General features: G+C 55.4%; 14 protein-coding genes and 3 tRNA genes. 4 read left to right on the plus strand and 13 right to left on the minus strand.

Going from position 1 to position 21,343, the window contains the following annotated elements; genetic code table 11:
• From BHW66_RS02565 to BHW66_RS02585, 5 genes are all read right to left on the minus strand, one after another.
• The coding region (locus BHW66_RS02565) for a hypothetical protein (RefSeq protein WP_286688860.1) at positions 1-294 on the minus strand (294 nt) is incomplete at its 3' end.
• Positions 295-1,063: 769 nt separating this feature from the next.
• Positions 1,064-1,139 (minus strand) — tRNA-Ile (locus BHW66_RS02570).
• 120 nt (positions 1,140-1,259) lie between these two features.
• Entirely contained in the window at positions 1,260-2,765 is a 1,506-nt protein-coding gene (locus BHW66_RS02575; RefSeq protein WP_215440094.1) for an MATE family efflux transporter, read from the minus strand.
• Positions 2,762-3,433, minus strand: a complete 672-nt coding sequence (locus BHW66_RS02580; protein WP_022197188.1) for a ubiquinone/menaquinone biosynthesis methyltransferase — start codon at positions 3,431-3,433, stop codon at positions 2,762-2,764. The genes BHW66_RS02575 and BHW66_RS02580 overlap by 4 nt, the downstream gene beginning before the upstream one ends.
• Positions 3,434-3,497: 64 nt before the next feature.
• Positions 3,498-3,572, minus strand: a tRNA-His gene (locus tag BHW66_RS02585).
• A gap of 640 nt (positions 3,573-4,212) precedes the next feature.
• Here BHW66_RS02585 and BHW66_RS02590 point away from each other — a divergent pair.
• Positions 4,213-4,968, plus strand: coding sequence for a hypothetical protein (locus BHW66_RS02590; protein WP_215440096.1), 756 nt, complete (start codon positions 4,213-4,215; stop codon positions 4,966-4,968).
• A gap of 43 nt (positions 4,969-5,011) precedes the next feature.
• On the opposite strand, the gene dapF is transcribed toward BHW66_RS02590, so the two are convergent.
• The 6 genes from dapF to BHW66_RS02620 form a co-directional block, all read right to left on the minus strand.
• Positions 5,012-5,836, minus strand: a complete 825-nt coding sequence (gene dapF / locus BHW66_RS02595) for a diaminopimelate epimerase (protein ID WP_215440098.1) — start codon at positions 5,834-5,836, stop codon at positions 5,012-5,014.
• Positions 5,837-5,895: 59 nt separating this feature from the next.
• Positions 5,896-8,112 (minus strand): primosomal protein N', encoded by a 2,217-nt coding sequence (gene priA / locus BHW66_RS02600; protein WP_286688861.1) that lies wholly within the window; start codon positions 8,110-8,112, stop codon positions 5,896-5,898.
• 21 nt (positions 8,113-8,133) lie between these two features.
• Entirely contained in the window at positions 8,134-9,039 is a 906-nt protein-coding gene (gene prmC / locus BHW66_RS02605; protein WP_286688862.1) for a peptide chain release factor N(5)-glutamine methyltransferase, read from the minus strand.
• Positions 9,040-9,055: 16 nt separating this feature from the next.
• A complete protein-coding gene (gene prfA / locus BHW66_RS02610) occupies positions 9,056-10,132 on the minus strand; it encodes a peptide chain release factor 1 (RefSeq protein ID WP_012419103.1) in 1,077 nt (358 codons plus the stop codon).
• A gap of 240 nt (positions 10,133-10,372) precedes the next feature.
• A tRNA-Glu gene (locus BHW66_RS02615) sits at positions 10,373-10,448 on the minus strand.
• A 72-nt stretch (positions 10,449-10,520) separates the two neighbouring features.
• Positions 10,521-11,930: a sodium:alanine symporter family protein gene (locus tag BHW66_RS02620; protein ID WP_102758907.1), complete on the minus strand. Its 1,410-nt coding sequence runs from the start codon at positions 11,928-11,930 to the stop codon at positions 10,521-10,523.
• A 170-nt stretch (positions 11,931-12,100) separates the two neighbouring features.
• On the opposite strand from BHW66_RS02620, the gene BHW66_RS02625 reads away from it, so the two are divergent.
• Together BHW66_RS02625 and BHW66_RS02630 are read left to right on the plus strand one after the other, a co-directional pair.
• On the plus strand, positions 12,101-12,316 hold the full coding sequence (locus BHW66_RS02625; RefSeq protein WP_128153675.1) for a hypothetical protein: 216 nt from the start codon (positions 12,101-12,103) through the stop codon (positions 12,314-12,316).
• 77 nt (positions 12,317-12,393) lie between these two features.
• A complete protein-coding gene (locus BHW66_RS02630; RefSeq protein ID WP_012419101.1) occupies positions 12,394-12,804 on the plus strand; it encodes a GNAT family N-acetyltransferase in 411 nt (136 codons plus the stop codon).
• Positions 12,805-13,033: 229 nt separating this feature from the next.
• Here BHW66_RS02630 and glsA read toward each other — a convergent pair whose 3' ends face one another.
• Together glsA and gadC are read right to left on the minus strand one after the other, a co-directional pair.
• Entirely contained in the window at positions 13,034-13,975 is a 942-nt protein-coding gene (gene glsA, locus BHW66_RS02635; RefSeq protein WP_022197161.1) for a glutaminase A, read from the minus strand.
• Positions 13,968-15,452 (minus strand): putative glutamine/gamma-aminobutyrate antiporter GadC, encoded by a 1,485-nt coding sequence (gadC, locus tag BHW66_RS02640; protein ID WP_102758906.1) that lies wholly within the window; start codon positions 15,450-15,452, stop codon positions 13,968-13,970. The genes glsA and gadC overlap by 8 nt, the downstream gene beginning before the upstream one ends.
• A 569-nt stretch (positions 15,453-16,021) precedes the next feature.
• Between gadC and BHW66_RS02645 the strand changes: the two genes are divergently transcribed.
• Positions 16,022-21,343 (plus strand): RHS repeat-associated core domain-containing protein (locus tag BHW66_RS02645; protein ID WP_286688863.1); only part of this gene is annotated, 5,322 nt, incomplete at its 3' end.

Consider the following 21,343-nt stretch of genomic DNA (forward strand, 5'->3'; position numbering starts at 1 on the left):
GTTGCCGCCGGAGTCCTTTACTTCCAGGATTCCCCAGTCGTCCACCCCAAGGAAGAGCGAGCAGGTGCCGTAGAGTTTTTTGCCGTCCGCTCCTTCCGGGATGGTGAATGTGCCTTGCGCGCTGTAGCCGTCCGCCGGCGTGCTCGGCGGCCCCACGGTTCTTTCCTCATGGATCCGGATCGCTTCAAACGGTAGCGGATCGGGCTCCGGAGCTGCCTCCATGCCCCGCCTGCCGGGGCTGCCGCCGGCTCCAAAGTACCATTTCCGGTAAGAAGAAGTAGTTGGAGTATTCATAAGGTATTAAAGAGTTGAGGATTAATCAACAAAGCGCTAAAAGGAAACAACCCCCAGTAGTAGTCTTTTTTTCTAGCGTTATCCGGATTTCATGTCAATAGAATTTTATTTGAATATTTCTGTTATCATCAAAAACATAACAAATATTTTCCATTTAAAAATAATAATATTATTTTACAATCAATACTTTCTATCTATAGACGCAATTGTTTTCTATTTGTTAGAAAAAATTTTGATAGGATGTCGTTCCTTTCTGGTGTCATTCAAATTCCTGTGAAAAACGTTTATTCCATGGAAAAAGAGTGTTTGCCGTCTCCCTAGTTTGTCTTCTCGGATTTGTCGCAACCCTTAAAATTGTATGATTGATAGAACTATTTCCGATTTTTGGAGTCTTAAGCTAATCCTCTCATCTGGAACTCCAACAACTTCTTCCGATAAATCGAGAGCATAAAAAACTTCGTCACTACCGAGTGTTTTTTACAGTTTACATACTCTCTGCATAGGTGTGTTGTATGACCTAATGATCTAAGGAATCTACAGGGAATTACGAGAAGTCTTCCTGCTTTTCAGTTCTTCTGCCAGCTATTTGTAATTCCGGCAATGACTCCTCTTCTCATGCGGTTTCTGCTACTGTAGCAAAAATGGTGATGCTAAAGTGGTGCAACTTTTCTTGCGTTTTGGTACGTTTTTACGCGTTTTTAATAATTTTTGAGAGAAGCGGGAAGAGAAAGAAAAGCCTCACAAGTGGTTAACTTGTAAGGCTTTATTTTGGTAGGCCCGGTAGGATTCGAACCTACGACCAAGGGATTATGAGTCCCCTGCTCTAACCGCTGAGCTACGAGCCCGTTGCAGAACAACGTGAAAGGATGCTAGCAGAATTGGAGGAGGAAAGCAAAGTTTTTATCCTGCAGTAAACGTTTTGGATTTGCGAATGGGCCGGGAGGCGGGAGAGGCCGGAGAAAGGTTCAGACTTGCAGCTTCGTCCAGCTCCGCCCCTTGACGATTTTATAGAGGATGGCGGATTGGACGGCCATTTCAAAGGCGAAAACCAGCCAGATGCCCCACAAAGTCATGGTTTCCGGTGCCAGCCTGAACCATACCCAGGTGCAGACGACCCGGAAAAAGCCCATAATGCCGTAGGAAATAAGCATGACTCTCCGGGTGTCTCCCGCGCCGCGCAGGGACATTTTCATCACGATGCAGGCGGCGAAGAAGGGTTCCACCACCAACATGGTGCGCAACACGGGGATTCCGGTATCAATGAGGGTCGTGCTGCCGTTGGAAAATATCTCCATGAACAGGGCGGGAAAGGCACTGAAGAGCACTCCCAGGCCTGTCATGAAGATGACGGCGTACCGCATGCATTTCCAGATGGTGATGCGGGCCATAAGCGCGTTCCGGGCGCCCAGGTATTGCCCCACGAGCGTGGAAGCGGCCATGCCGATGGCGAAGCCGGGCAGGAAGCTGAGCGATTCAATGCGGACGGCAATATTGTGGACGCCCAGCACGCCTTTAACAGGCAGTTCACTGATGATGGAAAGGCAGAACATCTGGATGCCCCACATGCCGAAGACTTCCACGGCCTGCGGCAGCCCGATTTTCAGGATTCGCTTCTGCATGCCCATGTCCGGCCGCAGATGGGAAAAGCTGAGGTACAGGGGCGGGGCATAGTGTTCTCCCCGTTCCCGGACAAGTTCTTCCAGGGATTCATTTTTCCTGCCCGTGAAGATTTTTTTTCTGCGCCGCAGCATGATGAACAGCAGGATGCACATGCTGATGCCGTAGCCGCAGACCGTTCCTGCCGCAATTCCTCCGATACGCCAGCCGCCCAGAGGAGCGTCCGCAAAGACGAAGATGACGCTGAAGATGACATTGAGGATGCCTACGCTCATCATGATCCAGAAGGGAAGCCGCGTGTCTCCGGAGCCTCGCAGGGCGGCATTGATGGCAAAGACCACGCCGCTGAACGGGGCCGCAAATGCGGCCATATAAACGTATTGCAGGGCGTAGGCCCGGGCGGTTTCATTCATGGTCAGTACGTGCGTGACCATGAAATCGCTGCATGTGAAGAGAAGTCCGCAGGAGATGGTTCCTGCCAGGAGCCCCAGCATGGCGGCCTGGTGCAGGCCATGCTGGGCCTGGGGATAGTCCCTGGCGCCCGTCATGCGGGAAACGATGGCTGTGGCTCCCATCATGATAGCCCCCTGGATGACGAAGCCGAACCACATGATGAAGACGACGGCGCCCATGCCGTCAGAGATGTTGATGGTGTCCTGGGCGTCCACCCCTATTTTAGTGGCGATGAAAAGGTCGGACGAGGTGACGAAAAAGCTCAGCAGCTGTTCCAGGAATGGCCAGAAAGCAATCACGGCGATTTGCCGGGGCAGGGATAGTCCGGCAAGTTTTCCGCCCAGGCGGGCGCGTGCCGCCTTGCCGCGTATGATGCCTTCTCTTGCGTCCCCCGCACTCATCGCTGGGCTGTGTAAATGCTGGCAATTCCCCCATTCAGAGCTTCCGCCGTGATGTTGCTGTAGCCGCATTCCCGCAGCAGAGCCTTCATGGCCTGCCCGCAGGGGAAGGCTTCAATGCTGTCCGCCAGGTAGTCGTATGCTTCCCGGTGGCCGGTCATCCACCCTGCGATGACGGGAAGGATACGGTGCAGATAAAACCGGTAAGGGCTTTTCAACAGGCTTTCAGGCAGGGAAAAATCCAGAATGAGCAGATGGCCCCCCGGACGCAGCATACGGCCCATTTCCCGCAGGGCGTCCGGATAGCTGGCCATGTTCCTCAGGCCAAAGGCGACAGTGACCGCATCATAGGAGGCGGAGGGGAAGGGCAGGTTCATGGCGTCTGCGCAAACCAGATGATCCAGTCCCCGCCTGGCCGCTATGTCCAGCATGGGCTGGCAGAAGTCGGACCCGGTGAGGCGGATTTCCGGCATTGCGTTCAGGATGGCCAGGGCCAGGTCTCCCGTTCCAGTCGCCAGATCCAGAAGGTTTTCCGGTTTCCATTCGGAGACAAGCTGAACGACGCGCTGGCGCCATAGCAGGTCCACACCCATGCTCAGCACATGGTTGGTAGCCACATAGCGCGGGGCAATAGCGGAAAAAGCGGCTTTGACGAATTCTGGATTACGCATGCGGAAAGGGCTGGGGATAGTAAAAAAGAGCACTATAAGTGCTCTTTTTATGAAGGAAAGGGGATGGGGTGTCGGACGGGGCTCGAACCCGCAACAACCAGAATCACAATCTGGGGCTCTACCATTGAACTACCGACACCATTTAGTGTTGTGGTGCGGCAGACATTACCCGTCCTCTTCCATTTTGGCAAGAAGAAAATGAGTTTAATGAGTTTTTTGAACGGAATATTTTCTCAATTATACAATAAAAACATGATAGGACGGTTATTTGTTTCCCATTTGGAAAATTACGGAGAAACCGTGTGGTCTTCTATTGCACCCTCCTGGATTTGATGTAAACTTTTTTATTATGGGAATTGATGTAATATACACCGCCTTTCGGACCGACCCGGTAGGTTCTGTTTTCCCGTGCCCGGAGGGCCCGGTGGGCAGTGTGTTCTCCCGGCACCATTCCGGAACACAGAGGCGTATATTCCGGAAGGAGCGGTTTGCGGCTGCATTGGGGAAGGCAGAAGAGAACCGGAAGGAGGACGGCCTGGATGAAAAGGGAGTGTTTCACAAGAGCGTTACTATCCTTTTCAGAGGGTTGTTTTGTCAAGTGGGAGAGCCCGGCTGAACGGCTTTTCGTGAAAAGAATATGATTTTTTATGGGTTATTTGAAAACGAGTGTTTGAATTTATTTTATTTCCAATTACTGTTGCTGAAGCCGCTGCTGCATTTTAGTTGTTAACCGCTCATTTATCCATATCCGCTCCATGAATTTCTTTCCTCATATTCCCATGTTGTCCACTGTATTCAACAGTATAGGTTGCTATTTATTGCCGTTCGGAGTTATTTTGCTGTGGCTTTTGTATGAGTCAAAAAAAGTAAAGACCATCCTCCTTGCCGCGCTGGTGCTTTTGAGCATGGTATGCATGTTTTTTCATGAAGCCTTCGCTCCCAGCAGGGAATATCCGTGGGACTGCATGGTGGAGCATATTTTTACGGGAACGCTTCTGCCTTTCCTTTGCCTGCTGGGATATCTTCTGTACGTGTTTCTTTGCGCCTGCATTCCTGTTTACCGGAAGGTGTGGAAGGGCATCGGTTTTTTCGTTCTTGGAGGAATGAGCCTGGCTTTTGAGTACGTGAATGTGTTCTTCCCGGTGGCGCTGCTGGCGGGTTATTTATTCCGTTTTACCATTTTCCGGAAATTCAGGAATCACCTTCCCCTGGTCAGGAAATGTCACGGGGTTCTTGCCGTAGGGGTCATTCCGGGAATCTGTCTGATCGGTGTTGTCTGCGCCATTCTGTTTCCTCCTCCGGAGAGCTTTATATGCGACAGGATTCATGAGGAAATGGAGCGTGACATGGCTTTGTGGAATTACCAGAGCAATCTGGTACTGCTGTCCAGCCGTTTTCTTAATATGGAACGTGAGAACGGCTGTATTACCGTAAAGTACTATTGCGAAACGAATATGGGCCCTGCCGTGTACAAGGCGTTCTGCAATAATTACGGCGGTTATGTGCGGGCGGAATGTTCCCTGCTGAACAGATAATTTCCCTGATGGGAAGGAGTCCGCCTTTTCAGGTCGAAGCTGTTTAGATCTGAATGTCTCCGGTGAACACAAGGTCTGCCGGTCCGGTCAGCGTGACGTCAGTAAAACGGTCCCCTGTGCGTTGGAATCCGACTTTAAGAGTGTCTCCGCCCGCTACATCCACCTGAATGGGGGAGGGGGCGTCCGCCAATACGGCATGCAGCAGCGCACAGGCGGTCATTCCCGTTCCGCAGGCAAGCGTTTCATCCTCTACGCCGCGTTCGTAAGTACGTATGGCAATGTGCCCCGGAGACAGGATTCTGGCGAAGTTGGCATTGGTGCCTTTGGGTGAAAAGGCCTCATGGTAACGCAGATAGGCTCCCAGCCTGGAAATGTCCAGGTCCTCCAGCTTGTCCAGAAACGCAACGGCATGGGGAACGCCCGTGTTCAGGAAATGGACATCCGCCCCCACAGTCGGATCGGCATTCAGCACGAAGAGCTGCATGGAGTGGGGATTGGTCAGGTTTACGGTGACGTTGCCGTCTTTTTCAAAGGTTGCGGTGACGACGCCGGCCATGGTTTCAAAAGGAAGGGGGGCTGTCTTGTCGTGATGAAGCAGGGCGGCGGCAAAGTTGCCGAAGCAGCGGGCACCATTGCCGCACATTTCCGCCTCTCCGCCGTCCGCATTGTAATAACGCATACGAACAATTCCCCCCTTGCCCTGGGAGGGTTCCACGGCGATCAACCCGTCAGCCCCAATGCCGAAGCGGCGGTCACACAGGGCTTCTATGGTTTCTCTGTCCAGCACGGAGGAGAGGCTCAGGTTACGATTGTCCACCATGACAAAGTCGTTGCCGGCACCCGTCATCTTGTAGAAATGAAGCAGCATAATAGTAAGTTGTGTTGTGCCGGAAGTCTAATGTTCCCGGCCGGTTTTGGCAAGGCGGCTTACATGAATGACATGGCATCCACATCAATGACAGCCGTCAGGTCTTCCCCCAGTCCGGCTTCCTGCACCAGTTTCCGGAGAGTGCGGGAGAGGATGCGGGCGGATGGCCCCTTGACCGTAATCTGGAATCTGAACTGTCCGTGCGCACGGGGGATGGGGGCAGGCATGGGTTCGGTCATCGTGGCGGGAGGGGGGAGCATGCCGCGCAGGCGGGCCGCGAGGGTTTGCGTGGCGAATTCCGCCATGCTTTCATGCTGGGAACGTATGGTCAAGACGGCGATATGGGTGAAGGGGGGGAGGTCGAAAGTACGCCGCATTTCCAGTTCCTGGGCTGCAAAGCCGTCCGTGTCATGGTGCCGGGCGTATTGCAGGGAGGGGGACTGGGGCGTAAAAGTCTGGATAATGACTTCTCCGGAAAGATCGCCGCGGCCGGCGCGGCCCGCTACCTGCGTCAGGAGCTGGAAAGTGCGTTCCCCTGCACGGGGATCCGGGATGTGGAGCCCCAGGTCCGCGTTCAGTACGCCTACCAGCGTCACGTTGGGAAAGTCCAGCCCTTTGGCGATCATCTGGGTGCCCAGGAGAATATCTATCTTATGGGCGCGGAACTGGTTCAGAATGGTCCGGACGGCGTTTTTCCGCCGGGCTACGTCCGCATCCACGCGCGTGATGCGCGCCGCAGGAAAAGTGCGGCGCAGGATTTCTTCCACCTTCTGGGTTCCGTACCCCTGGAGCAGGATATTGGCGGACCGGCATTCCGGGCAGGAACGGGGCGGAAGGGCTTTGAATCCGCACAGGTGACACATGAGGCGGTCTTCCGTACGGTGGTAGGTCAGGGGCAGGGAGCAGTGCAGGCACGTGACAACGTGGCCGCAGTCCGGGCATTGGATGGAGCGTGCGAATCCGCGCCTGTTGAGCAGCAGGATAACCTGTTCCCCTTTGTCCAGGCGCCGGTCAATGGACATCCTGAGGCGTTCGGAGATAACGTTGGGACCGGATTTATTCTTTCCTTCCGTTTTCATGTCCAGGATGCGAATGAGCGGCAGCTTCTGACCGTCCGCCCTTTCCGTCAGTTTTACCAGGGAATACTTCCCAATCAGGGCATTATGGATGCTTTCCAGAGAGGGAGTGGCGGAGCCAAGAAGCACGGCGCAGTTTTCCAGATGGGCGCGCAGCACGGCCAGATCCCTCCCGTGGTAGCGGGGGGAACTTTCCTGTTTGTAAGAGGCGTCGTGTTCTTCATCCACAATCACCAGACCCAGATTTTGGAGGGGGGCGAAGACGGCGGAACGGGGGCCGATGACGATACGTGCCTTTCCGGAACGGATGGCATGCCATTCGTCAAAGCGCTCTCCGTCCGAAAGGAGGCTGTGCAGCACTGCCACGGAGGAAGGCAGTTCCGCGAAACGGGATTTGAAACGCTGAACCGTCTGGGGCGTCAGGGAAATTTCCGGCACCATGATCAGGGCGGATTTTCCGGATTTTACTATTTGGGAAACGGCCTGTAAGTAAACCTCCGTCTTGCCGGAACCGGTAACCCCTTGCAGCAGGACCGGTTTTTTGCGCTCTGCCGCGCACATGGCCGTGATTTCTTCCAGCGCTTTCTGCTGCTGGCTGTTCAGCTTCATGGGCTGGGTGGGGACGAATTGCTCCCCGGTGCTGGGGTCCCGGTGCACGGCCTCTTCTTTCAGGGAGATGAAGCCTTTGGCTTCCAGGCTGCGGGCAACGTTCAGGGCTCCGGCGCCGAATGCCGCCAGGGGGGCGGACTGTTGTTTCGCGGATGAGAAATAATCCAGCATTTGGGCCTGCCGGGGTGCTTTGCGGTACAGGGCGTCCAGTTCCTCCTGTGCCGGAGTTTTTTCCAGATACACCATTTTGCGCATTTTTTCCGCCGTATTTTCCTGACGAACGGTTTCCGGGAGCAGACACCGGATCATCTGATCCAGAGCCACGGAGTAATAGTCCGCCGCCCATGAGGCCAGATTCATCATCACCGGGGAAATCAGGGGCTCCGGATCGATCAGTTTCAGAATGGGCTTGAGCCTGTCCTTCCAGGCCGGGGCCGGTTCTGACAGCGTAAGCACGGTTCCGGTAGCCGTTCTGTTGCGCAGGGGCACCTGTACGCGGCAGCCCGGCTTGACATCTCCCGCTTCCGGAGGAATACCGTAATCCAGTACCAGATCGCTTTGTCCGTCAACCAGAATGCGCGCCGCCTGCATGGAGTGAAAAGGAGGATAACATTAACGATAGCCGAAAGGGAAACGGGAGACGCCGCTCATGTCCTTCAGAACTTCAATGTAATTGTAGCCGTATCCATCCATGATTTGCGTTACGACGGATGCCTGGTCGTACCCGATTTCCAGGGCTACAAAGCCGTCTTCATTCAGGTAATCCCAGGCGCGGGCCAGAAAGCGTTCAATGATTTCCCAGCCTTTAGGACCTCCGAACAGGGCTGTATGGGGGTCTTTCATGACTTCCGGGGCAAGTTTTTCCCCCTCTGCAATGTATGGCAGATTGGCCACGATAACGTCAAAGAGCTTGTTTCGCCCGTTTTCCTCTTTTTCTCCCTCCGGAGCAGAATCGGCATCCTCCGCATACGGATCCGTTTTTTCCTGGGGAATGTTGGCGAACAGATTCGTCTGGATGGTGGAGACTCTGGCTCCCAGCCGCATGGCATTTTCCAGGGCCAGATCCAGAGCCTGCGGGGAAATGTCCGCCAGCACGACTTCTCCGGCGCGCTCCTTGAGTTCCAGCGCCAGCGTGACGCCGATAACGCCGGAGCCCGTGCCCATGTCCAGGATGCGTACCGGATGGTCCGGGATTTTCTTTAACACCATTTCCACCAGTTCCTCGGTTTCCGGGCGGGGAATCAGGGCGCGGGCATCCGTCAGGAAATCCCTCCGGAAAAATTCCGTGACCCCCAGCAGATGTTGCAGCGGTTCTCCCGCTGCCCTGCGTTTCAGCAGTTCGCGCAGGGGTGCCAGCTCCGCTTCTTCCACGGGCCTGTCAAACTGGGAGTAAAGAGCCGTGCGGTTGCAGTGCAGGACATGGGCCAGCAAATGCTGCATGGTGGCGCGTGCTTCGTCGCACCCCTGGCGGGCCAGATAATCCGTGCCGGCCTGAAGGACTTCCAGTAAAGTTTTCATGAAAGGAAAAAGGAAGTTAGGACATTCCGGCCTCCGCCAGGCGTTCCTGCATTTCCGCATGCTGGAGGGCCATAATCAGGTCTTCCAGCTGCCCCATCAGGATACCGTCCAGATTGTGGGAAGTGTAGCCGATGCGGTGGTCTGTCAGACGGTTCTGCGGGAAGTTGTATGTGCGTATCTTTTCTTCACGGCCGCCGGAGCCGATGAGATTGCGGCGCGCGGCGGAGTATTTTTCCGCCTCTTCCCGTTTTTTGGCTTCAAAGAGCTTGGCGCGCAGGATTTTCATGCCTTTTTCTCGGTTTTTCATCTGGCTGCGTTCTTCCTCGCACCGGACATAAACGCCCGTGGGTATGTGCCATATCTGAACGGCGGATTCCGTTTTGTTCACATGCTGGCCTCCGGCTCCGCCGGAACGGCATACTTCGATGCGGAGATCTTCCGGGCGGATTTCTATGTCCACTTCCTCCGCTTCCGGCATGACGGCCACGGTGGCGGTGGAAGTATGGATGCGCCCCTGCGTTTCCGTAGCGGGAACGCGCTGCACACGGTGCACGCCGCCTTCATATTTCAGGAATCGGAACACTTCTTCCCCGGCAATGCGGCAGACGACTTCCTTGAATCCGCCCACGTCCGACGGGCTGCTTTCCAGATGCTCGAAGCGCCAGCCGCGTTCTTCCGCAAAACGCTGGTACATCCGCAGCAGGTCTCCGGCAAACAGGGAGGCTTCATCCCCGCCCGTTCCGGCGCGGATTTCAATGATGGCGTCCCGGTCTTCCGTCGTGTCGCGGGGCAGCAGGCTGTACTGCACGTCGCTTCGCAGTTTTTCCAGGGCGGCTTCCAGTTCTGGAATCTCCAGGGCGGCCAGTTCCGCCAGTTCCGGATCGTCCGTCTTGGCCAGTTCCTGGTTGTCCGCCAGCTGTTGTTCCGTGGCGTTCAGGGAATCCCATGTTTCCATGAGTTCCTTCAGGCGGCGGTGCTCTCTCATGATTTCCGAGGCCTTTTTCTGGTCATTGAAGAAGTCCGGTTCGGCAATGACTGTTTCCAATTCTTCCAGGCGCTGGCGGCGTTTTTCAATGAGAGGTGTGTAATCCATGGCGTTTGCGTGTAAAGGATTTTAAAAGATGGCGGGGTTTTCTGAAAGCCAAATCCGGGGGATGTAAGACATGTTCCGGCATTTAAAAGCAGGGGGGGGATTCCGCTTCCGGCGCCTCTGCCGCGCTTTCCTGAATCCGGAAAACCGGGCCAAAAGAAAACCGCAGCCATTACGTTTTTCCAATATGCTTCCCTGAAAAGGGGAAAAGCGGAATTATCGTAACTGCCGCGGCGGTAAAGCTGGCATCGCGTACGGGACTCGAACCCGTGTTGCCCGCGTGAAAGGCGGGAGTCCTGGACCGCTAGACGAACGCGACTTTTAGGTTTGCAGGGACTGCGCACCGGAAGCCGAAAGGCAAGAATTATTTGAATCCGAGTTAAAAAAATCGTTATTTTCCTTCCGGTATGTGGGATTCGTCGTAATCGTCCAGCCTGTGCTGCCAGAGGTAGTACCGCGTTTGCTGGACAAGCACGCCGGAAAGTGCCAGCAGGGAAATGAGGTTGGGCAGGGCCATCAGGCCGTTGGCGCAGTCTGCAAAAATCCATACCAGTTCTATTTTAGAGACGCAGCCGATGAAGACCGCCGCCACCCAGATGACGCGGTAAGGCATGATCAGCCGGATGCCTCCCAGGTATTCCAGCGCTTTTTCTCCAAAGTAGGACCAGCCCAGAATGGTGGAAACTACAAACGTAACCAGGCTGAGCGTGAGCAGAGGGGAGCCTATGTAAGGAATTTTGCTGAATGCCAGCGTAGTAAGCCTGGGGCCGTCCGTGCAGGAAATGTCCGGATGCGCGATGATGCTGGTGGTCAGCACAATTCCCGTCAGGGCGCAGATGATGACGGTATCCCAGAAGGGGCCGCTGGAAGAGATGAGCGCCTGCCTGACGGGGTTGCGGTTCTGCGCTGCGGCGGAGGCGATGGCTGCGGATCCCAGGCCGGCCTCATTGGAAAAGAGGCCCCGGGCCACACCGGTTCTCATTGCCGCCATGACGGCCGCTCCTGCTGCGCCCCCGGCGGCGGCTTCTCCCGTGAAGGCGCAGTCCAGAATATACCGGATGGCGGGAATAATATACTCTGCCTGTATGGTCAGGATATACAGGCATCCCATGATATAGATGACGGCCATGAACGGCACGAAGAAAGCGCATACCCTGGCAATGCCCTGGATGCCTCCCAGCATCACCAGAGCCGTCAATGCCGTCAGAACGGCGGCTGTTCCCCAGAAGGGAATGGAAAAGGCGTGGTGGAGCTGTTCCGCCGCTGCGTTCCCTTGCGTCAGATTGCCGATTCCAAAGGCGGCAATGGCCGTGAAGACGGCGAAGGCTGTCCCCAGCCATTTGCTGTTCAGACCGCGTTCCAGCACGAACATGGGGCCTCCGCTCATATTGCCGTCCTTGTTCTCCACCCGGTATTTGATGGCGAGTAATCCTTCCGAATAACGGGTTGCCATTCCCAGAATTCCCGTCAGCCAGCACCAAAAGACGGCGCCGGGGCCTCCGGCTGCAATCGCCACGCCCACGCCGATGATATTCCCGGCGCCGATGTTGGCTGCCAGGGCCACCATCAGGGAACTGAATGGGGAGATATCTCCCTTGTCCGTATGATCTTTCACAAAATACAATTTCAGGGCCTTAAGCAGATAACGCTGCGGAAACCGCAGGATGGCGGTGAGGTACAGGTGCGTGCCCAGCAGCATGATGAGCAGGGGCCACCCCCACAGAAAGCTGCTGAAAGCGGACAGCCAGGATGTGAGCGTGTCCCCGGTCTGGAAAAAGGCATTTTGGAGGGCGTCAAGCATACCGGGGGGATTCTAGGGAAAAGAAGCGTGGTGACAAGTCCTTAAACAAATGACGGAGAAAGGTTTTTCACAATGTTATGAACCTGGGCCCGGAGTTTTCCGTTTTTGGGGAATCGGTTCCAGGAAAAATGCCGTCTCCCGTATTCGAGTATCGTTTCCCTGAAAAGAAGATGTGTGTTCCTGGTGCGGCTCTTCCGTCCCCCGGAAGCGGAGGAGGCAGGGGCGGACGAGCTACTGACTGGGGAAAGGGTTGCCTGTTTCCGGCGCGCATTCTTATCACAGGCTCCGCCATGTCCTTGAAATGGGTAAAACCCTCGGACAAGACGGTGTTGACTGCGGCAGTGGGAGCAGATAAAACCTTGAAACAGGGTGTCAATCCGGCCTAGGGAAAGGCGTTTCCCGCTCAGGCGGTTGTGTGGCCGCGACGGTACAGGCGGATAATCAATAATTAATTAAAGAAAAAATGATTGTTTTTACGGAAGAGAAGAAATTTTCCAGGGAAGATGTTCAAGAATTGTTCCTGTCCGTTGGCTGGATTTCCGGACAATATCCGGGGCGTCTGTTCAAGGCTCTCATGAATTCATCCACTGTTGTTACGGCCTGGGACGGTGACCGCCTGGCAGGGCTGGTGCGGGTACTGGACGACAGCGAGATGGTTGCCTACATGCATTATGTTCTGGTGCATCCCGCCTATCAGGGCAGGGGGATTGCTGGAAAAATGGTGGAAATGGTTAAGGAAAAATACAGGGACTACCTGTATCTTGAAATCATGCCGGAGGAGAGCAGAAACGCCGCTTTTTATGAGAAGCACGGCTTCCGGGTTATGGAAGACGGCGTAGCCATGCAGCTGTGCAACTTTTCAAACAGGAGCTGATGTGGGGCGCCGGGGAGAGGTTGTCTGCGGCTGCCGGGGCGCAGGCGATGCGGCCGTTGTCCGCCGGATATATCCGTTTTTCAGCATACTGTTCCGGAAGGCTGTTTTTTATGGCTGAAATCCGCAGTCGAGAAACTGCGGTCTGCCTCGGGGGAGCTGGACAGGATACAGTAAACCCGCGGGAATCCTTTCGGATTTTGGCTCCGCGGGTTTACCTTCTCATCCCGGATCAGCTCCGGAAAAGGTTTAGATTCAGTTCCCTGATGATGGATTGAAGCGCCGCCTGCCCCTTGACGGTATTCCCTGCGGGATCCAGGGGAGGCGAAAAAGCCGCCATGGCCAGCTTGCCGGGAGCTACAGCCACCAGGCCGCCTCCTACCCCGGACTTGGCCGGAAGGCCGGCCTTGTACATCCAGTCCCCTGTGGAATCATAAAGGCCTGACATGCACATTTCCGCCAAAATGGGGGGAACGTTCTCCTCTTTCACCACCCGCTTCTTGCTGACGGGATTGACCCCGCCGTTGGCGTAGCAGGCGCCCATCAGGGCCAGCTGGGAAGCGGTGATATTCAGGGAACACATGCGTGTGTACAAATCCACAATCATGGGCGGCGTATTGTAAAAATAGCCGTAGCTGTCCAGCAGCCAGGCAATGCCGCGGTTGTGCTGGTTGGTAGCGCTTTCCGACTTGTAAATCTCCTGGTTCACGGTCAGAGCCGTGTTGGCGAAGTTATTGAAATTATGGATCATGTTTCCCCATATTTCATCGGAATCCGAACCGTTGACTAGGCTGACCGTCGCCATGGCCCCTGCGTTGACCAGGGGATTGAGGGGCTTGCCGCCGTGCAGCTCAATGGCCATTACGGAATTGAAGGGTTCCCCGGTGGGGTCCGCTCCGATTTTCGCGCGCAGCTGCTTCATGCCGATCAGATCCATGACATAAGCCAGGTTGAATGCCTTGGAAATGGATTCAATGGCAAAGGGCGCGTCCGCGGAGCCTGCGGTCAGCAGGTCTCCGTTGACGGTGACCACGGCAATCGCCAGCAGGTCGGAAGGAACCTGGGCCAGGGCGGGAATGTAGGAAGCGTTTTTGCCTCCCTGGACGGTTTTGGCGTAGGCATATGCGTTATCCAGGGCCGTCCGGATTTGTTCATTGGAAGGAATGTTACTCATGGGATATGGAATGGCTTGGGGTTGCTGCGGAATGGGAACCATTGCTTTTTTCCCATCCGAAGGGTTCAAAGGCGTCTTCGGGATCCACCGGCCGTTTCCAGGAGGGTTTGGCCATGGCATGGATGATGAAGGGGATACCCGCGAAAATGAAGGTGCCCACCACCAGAAGAAGAACGTACATGGTACTGCTGCCTACGGTGATTTGGTTCGGCGGGATGAAGCTCACCAGGAAAGCCGCCAGGCTTGCCAGGAGGCCGAGGCCCCCGACAACCCACATTCCGAAGGTTCTGCCGCCGGGAATGCGGAAGGTGCGGGGCGTATTCGGTTCCCGGTAGCGCAGGTAAATGCCGGACGCGAACATCAGCATGTACATGATAAGGTACAAGATGATGGTCAGCTGGGAAATAATCTGGTAGGCGGATTGCACGGAAGGCATAATTACAAACATGATGGAAAGCAGGGTGACGATTCCCCCCTGAATAAGCAGGATGCCCATCTGGACGTTATTCTTGTTCCGCTTCTGCATGACGGGTGGAAGGTTGCCGGCCAGTCCCACCTGGTACAGGCCTTTTGAAGGGCCTCCCACCCATGCGGTTACCTGGGCCAGAACGCCGACGGCCAGCGCAAGCGCCAGAATCCAGTTCATCCAGCCGAGGCCGAAGAAGCTGAAATAGCTGTCATAAGTAATCAGCAGGCTCTGCACCAGATTAATCTGGGAATTGGGAATGATGAAGCCGATGGCCAGCGTGCCCAGAACAAAAATAAGCACCGTGATGATGGCGGAAATCAGAATGGCCAGCGGATAATTGCGTCCGGGATTATTCACATCCTTCACATGCACGGCGGACATTTCCATCCCCGCGTAAAACAGGAAGATGCTGGCTGCCAGAACGAGGTTGTTGAAATTGCTCATGTCCGGCACCAGCTTGTCCCAGCTCATATCCAGCAGGATCGGGTTGCCGCCTGCCCAATAGCCCAGGCCCAGCAGGATCAGGATGGCTCCGGGAATAATGGTTCCGATGATGGTTCCCCATTTGGTGACGCCTGCGGAAGTCTTCATGCCGCGCAGATTAAGCAGGGTTGCCGCCCAGTACACGCACAGCACCACGATGAGAACGTACCATTTATTGGCGGCAAGCGCTTCATCCCATCTTTGCCCGGGCCCCATGAAAGCCAGGGAAACGGCGGCGAATGTCAGAACGGTAGGGAACCAGATGGTACTCTCAATCCATTGCAGCCAGATGGCCAGGAACCCCCATTTTTTCCCGAAAGCCTCGCCTACCCAGCGGTAAACGCCGCCTTTTTGAGGCCATCCGGTAGTAAGTTCCGCGGCCACCAGGGAAACCGGCACCAGAAAGAAAACCGCAGCGAAAATGTAATAAAAAACGGAACTCAGTCCGTAAGTGCTTTCCGCAGGCATGCCGCGCAGGCTGACAATGGCGGAAACGTTGATCATGGCGAGAGTGAATACTCCCATGCGGAGGACGGATTTTACCGCCGGAGCGTTGCTTGTTGCTGCGGGGCCTGTTGGAGCGGCCCCCGGTTGAGTCGTATTATTCATTGGTTTATTTCCGGGTTGAGAATTGGGACGGCGTAAAGAAAGTGCCCACACCGGCCTTATCTGGACGACCAGACGGGAGACCCTTTCGTTGAAGGGATGATGCAGATAGATCTGCCGGAGTTTGTCTTAACGGAGGCCGGGGAAGTTGTTCAGCCCGTCCCCATGGCCATTTGGCCGGCAGTAGATGCGGGGGATGTCAGGCAGCGCGGAAAAACATGGTTATTCCCTCCGGTTGTTGGGAATAAATATATATTTTAAAAGAATATTGATTGGTAATAATTTATTGTAATTAGTAACAATTATTCAAAAATGAATCATTGATCTGTTCCGTTTTCCGAGATACATAAGAATAGTGAATATAGAGAAGCGTTGTCTTCTTTGATGTTCGTCCCTCAATCGTCAATTATCTGGATTTTATGAAAGATCAACAGGTTCAGCGTCATGCGAATTCTCTGCCTGATAATTCTCTCACAGCGTCCGGAGGTGTGCCGGTCCCGTTTAACAAAGAGGCCGGGGCGTTCAGCGGCAGCTGGGACTGGGGGATTGTCGTTGATCCGCTCGGCCCGGGGGAAACGGCGGAGTGCCGTCTGATGCTGGGGGTGGATGATAACGGCTCTCTTACTGTTGACGGCGAGGGAATTTTCATTCCTGGGGAGGGCAAATACCATGGAGGGTCTTATAGGGAAAAAAGTTTGAGCTTCCCCATTGAACCGGGACCGCACCGCGTGCACATGACTTATGAGAACGTGGCTGTTCCTCCTGAATGGACTAATCTCGCCATCCTTAATTATTCCATTGAAGTCATGGTTTCGGATGGAACCTCTTCATCCTCCTATCAGCCGGATGAAGGTTATCCGGAACCCGTAAGTACGGAAGATGAGGGGGAAGACGTGCCGTGCGAATGCGGGGAGGAGGCTGCTGGCGGCAATGGCTCCCAGAGCAGTTCCAGTTCTCCCTGTCCGGAGGAAGACAACGGAGAAGGGGATAACGGTGAAGATGAGGATCCCTGCACCTGTGAAAACAATGAGGGCGGCAGCAGCTCTTCGGCGCGCGGCGCGCGCTCTTCCTCCACCCTTTACGGTTCGTCGGCCGCCGGCAGGCGCGTGGTTGCCCGGACGCTCAAGACGGAAATGATCTGGCGTACCAATTTCGGCTCTTTCCGGGGCATGACGGGTCTGCCTCAGGGATTGCTGGAAATAGTAGGATACACATTCTCGGCTGAACTCTGGTCCCCACGTGCGCTTCATTACTGGCATCCGATGACTCGTGAAATCATCTCCGCGCCATCATCGGGCATCGGGGCGAATACCGCTTTCCAAATCAGGAGCGGAGGAACTGCCATTAACTACTACTGTTACGCGGATGGAGACGGCAGCAGGGGTGACAGCGTGGCCCCCATTGCAGGATCCGCCAAGCGCGGGGGCTCGGCGTGTTTCGGGAGGAGATTCGTTTCTCCGGCAAGGGCGGGAGAATTCTGCCTCAGTATCCGTTCAAACACGGGCAATACCGTTAACTATACCGCAGGTTCGGCCTCTTCCTTGAAATACGCCACCGGCTACACCGCTAAAAACGGCGCGGCTTACACAAGAGAAGAATTTGACGGAAAGCTGGATATTGTGCGGGCTTCGGATGGAAGCATCCGGCAAATATGGAACCTGTGGGACGGGCTCGCCAACATCGAAAATGTCACGGAGTCCGGTTACCGCATCGCCCTCTATCTCCCCGAACAGGTGGGCGGGAAAAACAGCTCCACCGGCCTTTATCCCGTTACGGGCGACCCATTTAAAACATTCACGATCACCGGGGACGCGGCAGCGGGCAGGCTTGCCGTCACCGAACAAACCGCCGGGCGCGCTCCCTTCACCACCCGCTACTGGCAGGGAACTGACGGAGCATGGAACATGTCTCAGGGGGAAGGAGAAGATTCCATCTTCACTCTGAAGGAAAAGCAGATTGTCTCTCCCGGAACGTGGAAACTCATCACTACCATACAGAGAGGGGAAAACGGTATCCCTATCTCCCGTGTCTGTGAGACTTATGCCGTCACCCGCAATGGCAATTTGTGCACCAGCCGTATTGAAGGTTACGGAACGGATTACGCCCGGGAGACGACCTACGAGTACACAGGCATGGGAAAAATCGCGAAGGAAACTGCTCCTGATGGAAGTGTCAAAACATGGGCGTACGACCGTTTTGGGCGTGAAATCGTGTCCAGTGTCCCCTGGGCGGAAGCTGGAGATAAAGTCACTTACACCACTTATCGGGATCAGACGCAGGCGGATCCGGATATTCTCACCCAATGGGTGACGTTGACGGCTACTGCGGCGGAACTCTGGCGAACGGATTATACTTACATTGAGGAAAATCATGTGCGGCGCGTGGAAAAACGCACCACCGCATTGGGAGAAGAAAATGTACGGCTGGAAGTGAAGGAATCCTGGCTCGGCACGGCTCCCAATGTTTATGCCCGCGGACGCCTGAAGATGAAACAGGGCATGGACGGTATTCAGACGCATTATTTTTATGAAGAGACGGACCGGTACGGATCCCTTTACAAAGTGACCGCGGAAACGCGGATAGCGGGAGAGAGCGTCCCCGGCCTGAGCTCGCGGAAGGTTACTTACGTCTCCGGCCAGGGCAATAACATGCGTTATGAGCAATACGCCCGACTGGCCGATGGCGCCTGGTCCATGACGGACGCGTCTTCTTATGAATATGACGTTGAGAACCGTTGGGTAAAGCGCACCCGCGCCAATGGGCGCGTTTACGAGCGCATGATGACCTGCTGCGGCCCGTTGTGGGAAAGGGATGAAAATGGAGTGACCACTTCCTATTCCTACAATACGGCCCGCCAGCTGGTGGAAACCATCCGTTCAGCCGTTACGGACGGGGAAACTATGATCACTCCGGAAACCATCACGAGCTATACCCGTGATGCCCTCGGTAAAATTACCTCCCTGCGCAGGGATGCAGGCCCAATGACGACGGTGGAAAGCCGGGAATACGATTTGCTGGGGCGCCTGATAAGAGAAACCGATATTCTGGGGCGCACCACCGTCCGCTCTTATAGCGGGGATGGCCTGGTAGAAACAGTTACCACGCCCGCCGGCGCTACGCTCATCACCCGGAAAAGCCCTTCCGGAACAGTAGTGCGGCGTTACGGCACCGGGCAGCAGGATATCCTTTATACCGTTGAGGCCACGGCGGAAGGGATCCGCACGACGGAGGCTGTGCCGGGCGGGGAGGGGGGAGAGCCCCGCGTCGTGACGGGAAGCTCCACCGTCAACGGCTTTGGCGATCTTGTACGGATTGCTGCCGCCAATACCCTGAATGGGGAAAACGTGCGCACTCTTGCATACGATGACAAGGGGCGCCTTATCAGGGAACAGCTGGCGGATATGGCGCCCGCCCTCTACGCGTATGATGCTTTTGGGAACAGGACCAGGGCAATCGTTGCCCTGGAGGATGACCCGACCATCCTGAACTCCCGCATTACTGACTATGCTTATATGACCGAGAGCCGTGAAGACGGAGTCTATAGTCTTGTTTCCATAACAAGCTATACTTCCTCAGGTACTCCCGTTCTTCAAAAGCGGGCGACCTTGCTCTCTGCCCTGAGCCCTGTCCTTGCCGGCAAAACCGTCATGACGGATTCCCGCGGCCATGATGCCGTGGAATGGATGGAATATGGCGGCGGTTCTGTTCGCCTTCGGAAGAAAACCGTGCCCGGCGTCGAGAGCGTCTTCCTCACGCGCATCGTGGACGGATTTACGACGGCGGTTACGGGATTTGACGGTGCAACTGTCCTTCGGCGGCGCACCTATACGGAAACGGGCATCACCTACGCGGACACAGATGTGCGCGGGAATGTCTTTACCTCCGTCTGCGACATCGCCGGCCGCATCATCTCCGGCACGGATGCCGCGGGCAACACGACCACTTACGCTTATGCCCAGCCCTTTGATCTGCCTACCTGCGTTACCAATGCCCTTGGTAAAACAGCCTGTTCCGTTTATGATATCCGGGGTCGCAAGGAAGCCGAATGGGGGACGGCCATACAGCCCGCCGTATACGCTTATGACGCCGCCGGCCATATAGTGAGCCTTGCCACCTTCCGTGATCCCGGGGATGTCATCACTACTGATCCCCGCCTCCGGACGGATGGGGACATCACCACCTGGACGTACGATGTCGCTACGGGGCTGGTTGTCCGCAAGACCTATGCCAATGCCACCCATGTGGATACCGCTTACGATGCGCTCAACCGCGTTTCCGCTACGACGGACGCGCGGGGAACCGTTGCCTCCCGCTCCTACGCCCCCCTTACCGGAGAGCTTACCTCCATTACCTTTAATGACGACGGTTTTACCCCCTCCATCAGCAGCCGCTACAATCATCTGGGGCAGCTGACGCAAATTGAAGACGCTTTCGGAACGCGCACGTTCACGTACAATCAGTATAACGAACAGGAAACGGAAACGACGGCTGGCCTTGCGGCAAGCGTCTTGACCCTCCGCCGTGACGGAGTGGGGAGGCCCGCGGGCTACTGTCTGGACTATGCGGGCGCCGCCGCCTTGCAGACGGCATGGGGGCATGACGCCTCCGGAAGGCTTTCCACCGTCTCGTTGAACGCCGTCGCGAAGCCCTTCACCTACGGCTACAATGCGGAAAGCGGCCTGCTGGACACTCTTGATTACCCCAACACGTTGAAATGGCGGCGCACCCTGGAAGAAAAGCGCGACCTCCCGGTGAATATTGACTACCTGCGCCCCGGCAGCGCCAACTACCCGGCCAAAACCGGCTATTCTTACGATGTGCTGGGGCGTCCCGTCACGAAGAAAGACTATTTCAACACGTCCGCGCCCGACCTCACCCACGCCTACGCCTACAATGACAGGAATGAACTTGTGAGCGACGCGATGAGCCGGGGCGGCATATACAGTTACGCCTACGATAACATCGGCAACCGCACAACCTCCCGGGAGGGAACGGATTCCCTTCCCACCACATACGTTGCCAACCGGCTTAATCAATACACGGATATCACCGAGGGTACGGAGCCGCCCTTTGTTCCCACCTATGACGCCGACGGCAACCAGACGAAGATTCAGACGTCCACGGGAGAATGGGAAGCCGCCTGCAACGCGTTGAATCAGGCGGTCAGCTTCACGCAGGGGGACAGGCGTATTGAGTGCGTTTACGATTATCTGAACAGGAGGGTAGAAAAATCCGTCTATGAAGGGGAAGCGCTCATGTCAAGGAAACGGTTTATCTACCAGGGTTACCTGCAAATCGCGGAACTGGATGCTGCGGACGCTTCGGAATCCGCTGACCCCGTCCTGCGTAAAACGTACCTGTGGGATCCCCTGGAACCGGTAGCCACGCGCATCTTGGCGATGAGCGTCTTTGATGAAACGGGAACCTATGTGGAAGATCTTTATTACACGCATGACGCGTTGAAGAACACAACGGCGCTCTTCGGCATCAAGGCGGGCCGGCGAGCTTTGTACGAATACGGCCCGTATGGGAATGTTCTCAAGATGGAAGGCAATGCGGCAGAAATCAATCCCTTCCGCTTCTCCAGCGAGTATTTCGATGAGGAAACCGGGCTTGTGCAGTACAATTTCCGATACTATAATCCCCAAGATGGAAGGTGGATCAGCAGAGATCCTGTCGATGAACAGAGCGGATGGAATCTTTATATCTTTGTCAAGAACAATACATGCCTGTACTCTGATACGCTTGGACTTTCTGAAGATGCTGAAACGGAATGTTGCAAGGATGGTGTAAAATACTCTAAAATTGCG

It is taken from the genome of Akkermansia sp. 54_46 (genome assembly GCF_001917295.1).
GTDB classification, from domain to species: Bacteria; Verrucomicrobiota; Verrucomicrobiia; order Verrucomicrobiales; family Akkermansiaceae; genus Akkermansia; species Akkermansia muciniphila.

What these genes read in the sequence shown, in the direction of transcription:
- BHW66_RS02580 (WP_022197188.1), bottom strand. Translation starts at nt 3,433, where the DNA reads ATGCGTAATCCAGAATTCGTCAAAGCCGCTTTTTCCGCTATTGCCCCG.
- priA (WP_286688861.1), bottom strand. Translation starts at nt 8,112, where the DNA reads ATGCAGGCGGCGCGCATTCTGGTTGACGGACAAAGCGATCTGGTACTG.
- BHW66_RS02625 (WP_128153675.1), top strand. Translation starts at nt 12,101, where the DNA reads ATGTGTGTTCCTGGTGCGGCTCTTCCGTCCCCCGGAAGCGGAGGAGGC.
- BHW66_RS02620 (WP_102758907.1), bottom strand. Translation starts at nt 11,930, where the DNA reads ATGCTTGACGCCCTCCAAAATGCCTTTTTCCAGACCGGGGACACGCTC.
- dapF (WP_215440098.1), bottom strand. Translation starts at nt 5,836, where the DNA reads ATGCTGCTTCATTTCTACAAGATGACGGGTGCCGGCAACGACTTTGTC.
- BHW66_RS02575 (WP_215440094.1), bottom strand. Translation starts at nt 2,765, where the DNA reads ATGAGTGCGGGGGACGCAAGAGAAGGCATCATACGCGGCAAGGCGGCA.
- prfA (WP_012419103.1), bottom strand. Translation starts at nt 10,132, where the DNA reads ATGGATTACACACCTCTCATTGAAAAACGCCGCCAGCGCCTGGAAGAA.
- glsA (WP_022197161.1), bottom strand. Translation starts at nt 13,975, where the DNA reads ATGAGTAACATTCCTTCCAATGAACAAATCCGGACGGCCCTGGATAAC.
- prmC (WP_286688862.1), bottom strand. Translation starts at nt 9,039, where the DNA reads ATGAAAACTTTACTGGAAGTCCTTCAGGCCGGCACGGATTATCTGGCC.
- BHW66_RS02590 (WP_215440096.1), top strand. Translation starts at nt 4,213, where the DNA reads ATGTTGTCCACTGTATTCAACAGTATAGGTTGCTATTTATTGCCGTTC.
- BHW66_RS02630 (WP_012419101.1), top strand. Translation starts at nt 12,394, where the DNA reads ATGATTGTTTTTACGGAAGAGAAGAAATTTTCCAGGGAAGATGTTCAA.
- gadC (WP_102758906.1), bottom strand. Translation starts at nt 15,452, where the DNA reads ATGGGAGTATTCACTCTCGCCATGATCAACGTTTCCGCCATTGTCAGC.